The sequence below is a fragment of the Runella sp. R0.1_18 genome (assembly GCF_057652155.1).
Genome location: NZ_JBYFCK010000034.1, coordinates 42,191 through 49,965 on the forward strand (window position 1 = coordinate 42,191; position 7,775 = coordinate 49,965).

General features: G+C 44.7%; 7 protein-coding genes. 5 read left to right on the top strand and 2 right to left on the bottom strand.

Features of this window, described 5'->3' with window-relative positions:
* Positions 1 to 181 precede the first annotated feature (181 nt).
* Positions 182 to 2,305: a bi-domain-containing oxidoreductase gene (locus AC23P2_RS29685; RefSeq protein ID WP_487776555.1), complete on the top strand. Its 2,124-nt coding sequence runs from the start codon at positions 182 to 184 to the stop codon at positions 2,303 to 2,305.
* A 77-nt stretch (positions 2,306 to 2,382) separates the two neighbouring features.
* Here AC23P2_RS29685 and AC23P2_RS29690 read toward each other — a convergent pair whose 3' ends face one another.
* The gene (locus tag AC23P2_RS29690; protein WP_487776556.1) at positions 2,383 to 3,552 is read right to left on the bottom strand and encodes a cation:proton antiporter; all 1,170 of its coding nucleotides are present in this window, start codon (positions 3,550 to 3,552) and stop codon (positions 2,383 to 2,385) included.
* Between the two features lie 105 nt (positions 3,553 to 3,657).
* Positions 3,658 to 5,160 carry a trypsin-like peptidase domain-containing protein gene (locus AC23P2_RS29695; protein ID WP_487776557.1) on the bottom strand — a complete coding sequence of 501 codons (1,503 nt, stop codon included), beginning with the start codon at positions 5,158 to 5,160 and terminating at the stop codon, positions 3,658 to 3,660.
* A gap of 322 nt (positions 5,161 to 5,482) precedes the next feature.
* Here AC23P2_RS29695 and ruvX point away from each other — a divergent pair, with 322 nt between their 5' ends.
* The 4 genes from ruvX (at position 5,483) to AC23P2_RS29715 (ending at position 7,711) form a co-directional block, all read left to right on the top strand.
* A complete protein-coding gene (gene ruvX / locus AC23P2_RS29700) occupies positions 5,483 to 5,896 on the top strand; it encodes a Holliday junction resolvase RuvX (protein WP_472493634.1) in 414 nt (137 codons plus the stop codon).
* A gap of 5 nt (positions 5,897 to 5,901) precedes the next feature.
* Positions 5,902 to 6,474: a peptide deformylase gene (def, locus tag AC23P2_RS29705; protein ID WP_122932061.1), complete on the top strand. Its 573-nt coding sequence runs from the start codon at positions 5,902 to 5,904 to the stop codon at positions 6,472 to 6,474.
* Between the two features lie 70 nt (positions 6,475 to 6,544).
* Positions 6,545 to 7,273 carry a ribonuclease H-like domain-containing protein gene (locus AC23P2_RS29710; protein WP_122932060.1) on the top strand — a complete coding sequence of 243 codons (729 nt, stop codon included), beginning with the start codon at positions 6,545 to 6,547 and terminating at the stop codon, positions 7,271 to 7,273.
* Between the two features lie 93 nt (positions 7,274 to 7,366).
* Positions 7,367 to 7,711 carry a type II restriction endonuclease gene (locus AC23P2_RS29715; protein ID WP_487776558.1) on the top strand — a complete coding sequence of 115 codons (345 nt, stop codon included), beginning with the start codon at positions 7,367 to 7,369 and terminating at the stop codon, positions 7,709 to 7,711.
* The last annotated feature ends 64 nt before the right edge of the window (positions 7,712 to 7,775 follow it).

Here is a 7,775-nt window from a genome sequence, read left to right on the forward strand (position 1 = left end):
TTACGGTAAATTTCAAAAAAAGTGGGTTTGTTGCTGATACTACTCTTTGATTTGGGGAACATACTAGCAGCCTTTGCCTCCCAGCGCGATTTTGTGGGTAATTCGGCGCTTTTTGTGAGGAGTATTTGTAATTGGTAGGTTTACAAATTTTAGAATAAGGTAGCTTTTGTATTTTTGCTCCATGAAGCAACTAATTCAAAACCTCCAAAACGGACAGACGATTTTGGAGGAAGTGCCCGCCCCTCAGGTAAAACGCGGTGCGGTATTGATTCACACCCGACGGAGCCTTGTATCGTTGGGGACCGAACGGATGTTGGTCGAATTTGGGAAAGCCAACCTGATTGAAAAAGCCCGCCAACAACCCGAGCGCGTCAAAATGGTGTTGGATAAAATCAAGTCGGATGGCTTGATGCCTACCCTAGAAACAGTTTTTAACAAATTGGGGCAGCCTTTGCCGTTGGGATACTGCAACGTAGGAGAAATCATTGCCGTTGGGGAGGGCGTGACCGACTTGCGGGTAGGCGACCGTGTAGCCTCCAATGGCTCTCATGCCGAAATTGTGTGTGTACCAAGGCATTTGGTGGCCAAAGTTCCCGACAATGTCACCGACGACGAAGCTTCGTTTATGGTCATTGGCTCTATTGGTCTTCAAGGAGTTCGGCTACTGAATCCTACTTTGGGCGAAACGGTGGTAGTAATTGGACTGGGGTTGATTGGGTTGCTCACGGCCGAACTGCTGCGCCTGAATGGTTGTCGGGTAATTGGGGTAGATTTGGACGAACAAAAGTTAAAGATAGCGGCGAGCAAAGGCATCATTCCGTGCAATCCACGCCTGGGCGACGACCCCGTGAAGTTTGTGGAAAGCTATACCCACGGCGTCGGAGCGGATGGCGTCATTATAACAGCTTCGGCCAAAACCGACGAGATTATTTCGCAGGCCGCGCGTATGTCGCGGAAACGAGGGCGAATTGTTTTGGTGGGTGTGATTGGACTTCAACTGAGCCGAGCCGAATTTTACGAAAAAGAATTGACGTTTCAGGTTTCGTGTTCCTACGGGCCAGGTCGTTACGATGACGATTACGAACAGAAAGGCGTCGATTATCCGCTGCCGTTTGTTCGTTGGACCGAAAATCGAAATTTTCAAACCCTCCTTCAATTGCTGGAATCGGGGCAGTTGGATGTAAAACCGCTCATTACGGAGGTAGTGCCATTGGAAAATTATGCCACTATTTACGGTGATATGAGCAGAGGTGGCACGATTGCCTCGCTACTGGCGTATCCCGAAAAACCTTCGCTTTCCCGAACCGTTCGTTATAATGATACGGTTTTTGAAGCAAAAAAAGGAGTTGTTGGAATTATCGGGGCGGGTAATTTTACCAAAATGACCTTGTTGCCCGCCTTAAAAGGTGGAGCAGGTCAATCAAATATCAAATACATTGCGAGTGCAAACGGGCTATCGGGGACGGCGTTGGCCCAGAAACACGGCATTGCCCTCAGTACCACCGACTACCGCGAAATGTTGGCCGACGATGAGGTGGATTTGGTACTTATTACCACTCGTCACCACCAACACGCGCGCCTGACGATTGAGGCTTTGCAGGCAGGGAAACACGTGTTTGTGGAGAAACCTCTGGCGATTTTTGAGGAAGAATTGAACGAATTACTCACGATAAAAACGTCGGTTGCACCTGCTGCAAGTGTCACGGTGGGATTCAATCGCCGCTTTTCGCCTCATGCTCAAAAAATGAAATCGCTGTTAGGCAATGCCCCGATGAATGTGATTGCGACCATGAACGCAGGGTTTATTCCTGCCTCGTCGTGGGTGCATGACCGTGCCGTGGGCGGAGGACGGATTTTGGGAGAAGCCTGTCATTTTATCGACCTGATTACATTCCTAACAGGAAGTCGGGTGACGGCAGTATGTATGAACGCGATGGGAACAAACCCCACTGAAACAACTGATAGCGCCAGTATTTTATTGAGGTACGAAAATGGCTCAACGGGCGTCATTAATTATTTTTCCAATGGAAGCAAAGCGTATTCAAAAGAGCGAGTAGAAGTGTATTCGCAGGAACGGACGTTGGTTTTAGATAACTTTCGTACGTTGGAAGGATACGGTTTTAAAGGGTTTTCAAAGCTTAAAACTACGCAAGACAAAGGGCACAAAGCGCAGTTTCAAGCATTGATGGAACGAATTCAGAGCGGTGGAGCTCCCCTGATTCCTTTTGACCAAATTGTCAATACAACCCAAGCCTCTTTTGCCGCCCTTCGGAGCTTAAAAGAAGGTCGTTGGGTGGAATGTTAGATTGAGTGTCAAATTTCAAGTGCAAAATGTCGAATTATAGTACTCTCATTCTGCATTCTACCCTCGACATTCTAAACTTATTTTTCTTCCTTTTTATTTAACATCAAGCCCGCCATCATAATGAGGGCAGTGAGAATGATGATTTGAATAATAAGCGATTTGTTGATTAGGGGAATCATTTGAGTGGCAGGAATGCTTAAAAAAAGAAGAATGGTGATTAAACCTCGCGGCGCGACAAACACCAAAGGTGAAAGTGGAATACGGTAAATCTTCAAAACCGCCGCTCGAATGATAAAAATCCCCGCAACGATGCCTATCGCCCACACAAAAGTGTCAGCATTGAGGATTTCGGCCGTTTCCATCAAATACCCAAAGAGCAAAAAGAATAAGACCCGAATGACAAATGTGGCTTCGACGACAATTTCCTTAAACTTCGCCACTTCACGGTCAAGAACGCTGGGTTTAAGCTTTTCTATCCAGCCAAATCGCTTGATTTCGTCTAAATTTCCCAGAAACAATCCAAAAATAAGAATAAAAATTAGGGCAGGAAGGTGATAAATTTTTGAGATATTATAAATCAAAATGATGAGCAGAATAATGGGTGCAAATTTGATGTGGTGGTCGATTTTGCTCAATAAGTAAGACAGCGCTCCCGTGGCTATAAACGAAATGAGAATAATGGCCAGCAACTGACCAACAAATTGCGTAAGCGAGCTAAAGCCAAAGGTTTCGTTGAAGGCCACAAAATTAAAAAATACCACGCCCAAAATGTCGGAAAGGCTACTTTCATAAATGACAAATTCTTTTTGGGTATTCGGTAAATTTTTGACACTCGGAATGGCAATGGCGCTACTGATGACGCACAAAGGAAGTACGTTTAATAGGGTATCCTTAAAAGATGCACCTCCCCAATAGACAAAAGCGATAGTTGTTCCGATCGCTAAAACTACCATAGGAAGCAGTGCTACCATGAATGATTCTTTGACAGACCCAAGTTTTGAACCATTAAGTTGTAATTCCAGTGAACCTTCTAAGACAATGAGAATTAGTCCAATAGTCCCCAAAATTGGTAGTACAGGTGTGAGATTTGGAATAAAAAGCCCCGTTGATATCGAAAGTTGACGAACTCCCCAACCCATGAGTAGCAATAAAATAACGGATGGTATTTTGGTTTTTGAAGAAGTAATATCAAATATATAAGCAGCTAATATTAAAAGACAAATGGTGATGATAATCGCGGTTGTCATTGGTGTAATTTGGTTAGGAGAACGAGCAATAATAACTAAACCTCTGAAAAAAACAAAGGGTTAGGACTTTTGCAGTCCTAACCCTTTGAGGGATAAAATCAAAGATTACAAATTAAATCCAAACGAATAGACGTCTTCTGGATAATCAAGGTACAAACCCTCCATCTGAACGCGCCCGCCGTTTTTGTCTGCCAGAGCTGCTTTGAGTTCTTTCACCGAACGGACAGGTTTGTCGTTGACTTTCGTAATCACAAAACCTTCTTCTACACCTACTCGGGCAAGTTTTCCGCCTTGCATAGCCGTTACTTTTACACCTCCACTGATGTTGGCACGTTGAAGACGTTGTACTTCGCGTGAGTTGAGGTCGCCAAACTGAGCACCAAGCGAACCAAGGGCGGCATCTGCTTCATCGGTTTTGATGATTTCTTTTCCACCTTCGCGGTTACGGAGAATCACACTGTAATCTTTCACCGAGCCATTGCGGTTAACGGTCAAGTTGACGGCTTCGCCTGGGCGCTTACGGGCCACAAGTTCGCGGAATTTAGGGTCAGAATCCACCTCAATGCCATCGACTTTGGTGATAACGTCACCCACTTTTAAGCCAGCGTCTTTGGCGGCACTACTGCCATCGCCAAATCCTTTGACATAAATTCCCGTTGCTACTCTAACGTCGTATTGGTCAGCTTTTTTGCTGTCGAGTTCTTCAGGGATGATACCAATGTATCCACGTTGAACCCCACCGAACTTAATAATATCACTTGATACTTTTTTTACCAAACTAGCAGGTACGGCAAACGCATAACCTGCGTAGCTTCCCGTTGGGCTGGCGATGGCGGTGTTAATACCCACCAATTCCCCTTTGAGGTTTACCAATGCACCTCCTGAGTTACCAGGGTTAACAACGGCATCGGTTTGGATAAACGACTCAAGTGGCGTGTCACCTCCTTGGCGGTTGGCTGATTGGCGTTGGTTCAGAATTCCAATTCCACGCCCTTTGGCACTTACAATCCCCGCCGTAACGGTTGATTCCAAATTGAAGGGGTTTCCTACGGCTACTACCCATTCTCCCACTTTGATGGCGTCGGAGTTTCCAAACGCAAGCGAAGGAAGGTCTTTGGCTGGAATTTGAATGACCGCAATGTCTGTAGAAGGGTCAGTTCCAATGACTTTGGCTTTGTAGGTGCGCTTGTTCGACATCACTACTTCGAGTTCTTCGGCACCTTCTACTACGTGGTTATTGGTGACAATAAACCCGTCGGCGCTAACGATGACCCCCGAGCCTGATGACTCTTGCTTTTGAGGCCCGCCACGGCGAAAACCGAAGTCTTCTCCAAAGAAATCGAATAAATCCATGCCTCTTTGCTGGGCTTGGCGCATGGCCGATGCTTTGATGTGAACGACCGCAGGCGTGGATATTTCGGCCGCATAGGTAAAATCAACGGCTGCACCCGCAGGAGGAGCCGAAGTGAAGCGCGTCAATGGGCTGTCGGCTTCTTTGAAAATAACGTCTTTGGTATCGTCAAGACCTCCAATAAGCTTGTAACCTCCGATGGTCGCTGCACTTGAAATAAGTCCAACCAATGCCAATGATTTCCAATTCTGATTCATGACTTTTATGAGCTTTTGGTTATGGTTTTTTTGAGTGATTGCTTGTAAAAAAGTACCGAGATAACGCGTTTTAAAAGCATTCCGTGCCCCAATTTCTAACTTTTAACAATATTTAACAAGACATTGTTTGGAGAACACTTTCTTCTGTAAAATAATAATGCGAGCACGCCAATTCTGCCAAAATGTCATTTCGTTGGGGTGGTTTTTCAACATTTTTCCCCAAAGAGGCTGACGAATTTTCTGCTATATTTGCAGCTTAATTGATTCGTAAACCTTGTAGGTTTTTAAAACCTATAAGGTTTCGATTAGAAACAACGAATAAATGGCGCGAATCATTGCGATTGATTACGGAACCAAACGAACGGGTATTGCGGTGACAGACCCATTGCAAATCATTGCGACGGCGCTAGATACGGTTCGTTCGCATGAATTAATCGACTTTTTGAAGCGCTATGCCGCTACGGAAGCCGTTGAGTCGTTTGTGGTAGGAATGCCCCGAAAATTGGATAATACCGATACCAACAACACGCCGCACGTGAAGGGCTTTATCAAACAACTCAAAAAAGCTTTTCCCGAAACACCCGTTTACGAACACGACGAGCGTTTTACCAGCAGTATGGCACTCCAAACGATGATTTCGATGGGAACCAAAAAAAGTGACCGTCAAGATAAATCCAATATCGACAAAATGAGCGCGACTATCATTTTACAATCGTATTTAACCACGAAAAAATAATTTCCATGATATTTCCCATCGTAGCATACGGGGACCCCGTTTTGCGTAAAGTGGCTCGACCTATTGAAAAGGACGAAATCAACTTGGCCGAATTTGTAGCAAATATGTACGAAACCATGTACGAATCGTCGGGCATTGGGTTGGCAGCGCCACAAGTAGGACAAAGTATTCGTGTGTTTGTCGTAGATGGTACTATTCTCAACGAGGACGAAGAAGAAGAGGACAAAGATCCAAGTTTGGAAGGATTCAAAAAGGTGTTTATCAATCCCCAAATTTTGGAAGAAACGGGCGATGAATGGGCGTTTGAAGAAGGATGTTTGAGTATTCCAGGCATTCGGGCGGATGTATATCGTCCCGAAAAGCTCAAAATAAAATACCGTGACCCTGAGTGGAACGAACACATCGAAGAATACGATGGCATGGCGGCTCGTATCATTCAACACGAATACGATCACCTAGAAGGTAAATTGTTTACGGACTATTTGCCGATGCTCAAGCGCCAAATGCTCAAAAAACGCTTGGCTGACATTACGAAAGGCGCAGTGAAGGTAGATTACCGTATGCGCTTCCCGAAGTAAACAAATCGTCGGGTTGTGAGCAACCCGACTTCTGAATTGTTCTTACATTCCTCCCTTAAACTTCACCGCCATGGATCTCCGCAAAAAAGCTAAAAACGTACTTTTTATCGACATCGAAACGGTTTCGTCGAAAGCTTCATTTGACCAGCTTGACGAACGAATGCAGGAGCAGTGGGAACGTAAAGCAGCCAATATTCGCAACGACGACCACGTAGCGCCATTCGATTTGTTTTACCGTCGAGCGGCGATTTATGCGGAGTTTGGCAAAATTATTTGTATCGGCGTTGGGGCGTTGTATTGGAATACCACCGACGAGCAGCCGCGTTTTAAAGTAAAATCCCTGGCGGGCGACGACGAACGTGCCCTGTTGTTGGAGTTTAAAGAATTGCTCGAAAAATACCCCCAAAACCAACTCATTCTCTGCGCTCACAATGGCAAGGAGTTTGACTTTCCCTACATCTGCCGACGGATGTTGGTCAACGGTATTACGCTGCCCGAATCGCTCCAGCTTTCGGGGAAAAAGCCGTGGGAAATCCTTCACCAAGACACGCTTGACATGTGGCGCTATGGTGACTATAAAAGTTTTGCGCAATTGGACTTGTTGGCGGCGCTTTTTGGAATTCCGAGTAGTAAATCGGACATCAGCGGCGAAGATGTAACACGGGTGTATTATGCCGAAAAAGACCTCGACCGCATCCGTCGCTACTGCAAAGAAGACGTAGTGGTTTTGGCCCAGCTTTGGCTGCGTCTCAATCAATTTGAGACAGTGAAGCCCGAGTACATTGTGCGGGCAGAGTAGAAATCATGTTTCGGTCTTATATTCAATGGCAACAAATGATAGTATTAACCCTGATACACCGAAAAGAGCAATATTTTTTAATAAATTTGATAAATGACAGCAATGGATAAGGAAAGATATAAGGCAGACTTCAAAAGGGGGCTTGAAAGATTTACCAATAAGTTAGAAAAATATGTCTCAACTGATAATGGCGACTGGTCAGTAAAGGGGTTCATTGATGTTTATAAAAACATCTATACAATTTCTTCTGACACTAAGATTGTGTCAAAAATTCTTGAAATACACATTTTTCCTCAAATCCTTCAGTTTGCTGACGAAATTGGATATAAAATATTACTAACTGAGCACCAAAATTATTACCCTGATCTAACTTTTATAAATAAACATAATGAAGAGGTCAAATTTGCAGTTGATTTAAAAACAACTGTAACTGTTTAGGTACGCTATTTGCATAGATGAGATTATGGAAGAGTTGATTAAAGAAATATCGGACTTGAAGGCG

What these genes read in the sequence shown, in the direction of transcription:
- AC23P2_RS29685 (WP_487776555.1), top strand. Translation starts at nt 182, where the DNA reads ATGAAGCAACTAATTCAAAACCTCCAAAACGGACAGACGATTTTGGAG.
- AC23P2_RS29715 (WP_487776558.1), top strand. Translation starts at nt 7,367, where the DNA reads ATGACAGCAATGGATAAGGAAAGATATAAGGCAGACTTCAAAAGGGGG.
- AC23P2_RS29710 (WP_122932060.1), top strand. Translation starts at nt 6,545, where the DNA reads ATGGATCTCCGCAAAAAAGCTAAAAACGTACTTTTTATCGACATCGAA.
- AC23P2_RS29695 (WP_487776557.1), bottom strand. Translation starts at nt 5,160, where the DNA reads ATGAATCAGAATTGGAAATCATTGGCATTGGTTGGACTTATTTCAAGT.
- def (WP_122932061.1), top strand. Translation starts at nt 5,902, where the DNA reads ATGATATTTCCCATCGTAGCATACGGGGACCCCGTTTTGCGTAAAGTG.
- ruvX (WP_472493634.1), top strand. Translation starts at nt 5,483, where the DNA reads ATGGCGCGAATCATTGCGATTGATTACGGAACCAAACGAACGGGTATT.
- AC23P2_RS29690 (WP_487776556.1), bottom strand. Translation starts at nt 3,552, where the DNA reads ATGACAACCGCGATTATCATCACCATTTGTCTTTTAATATTAGCTGCT.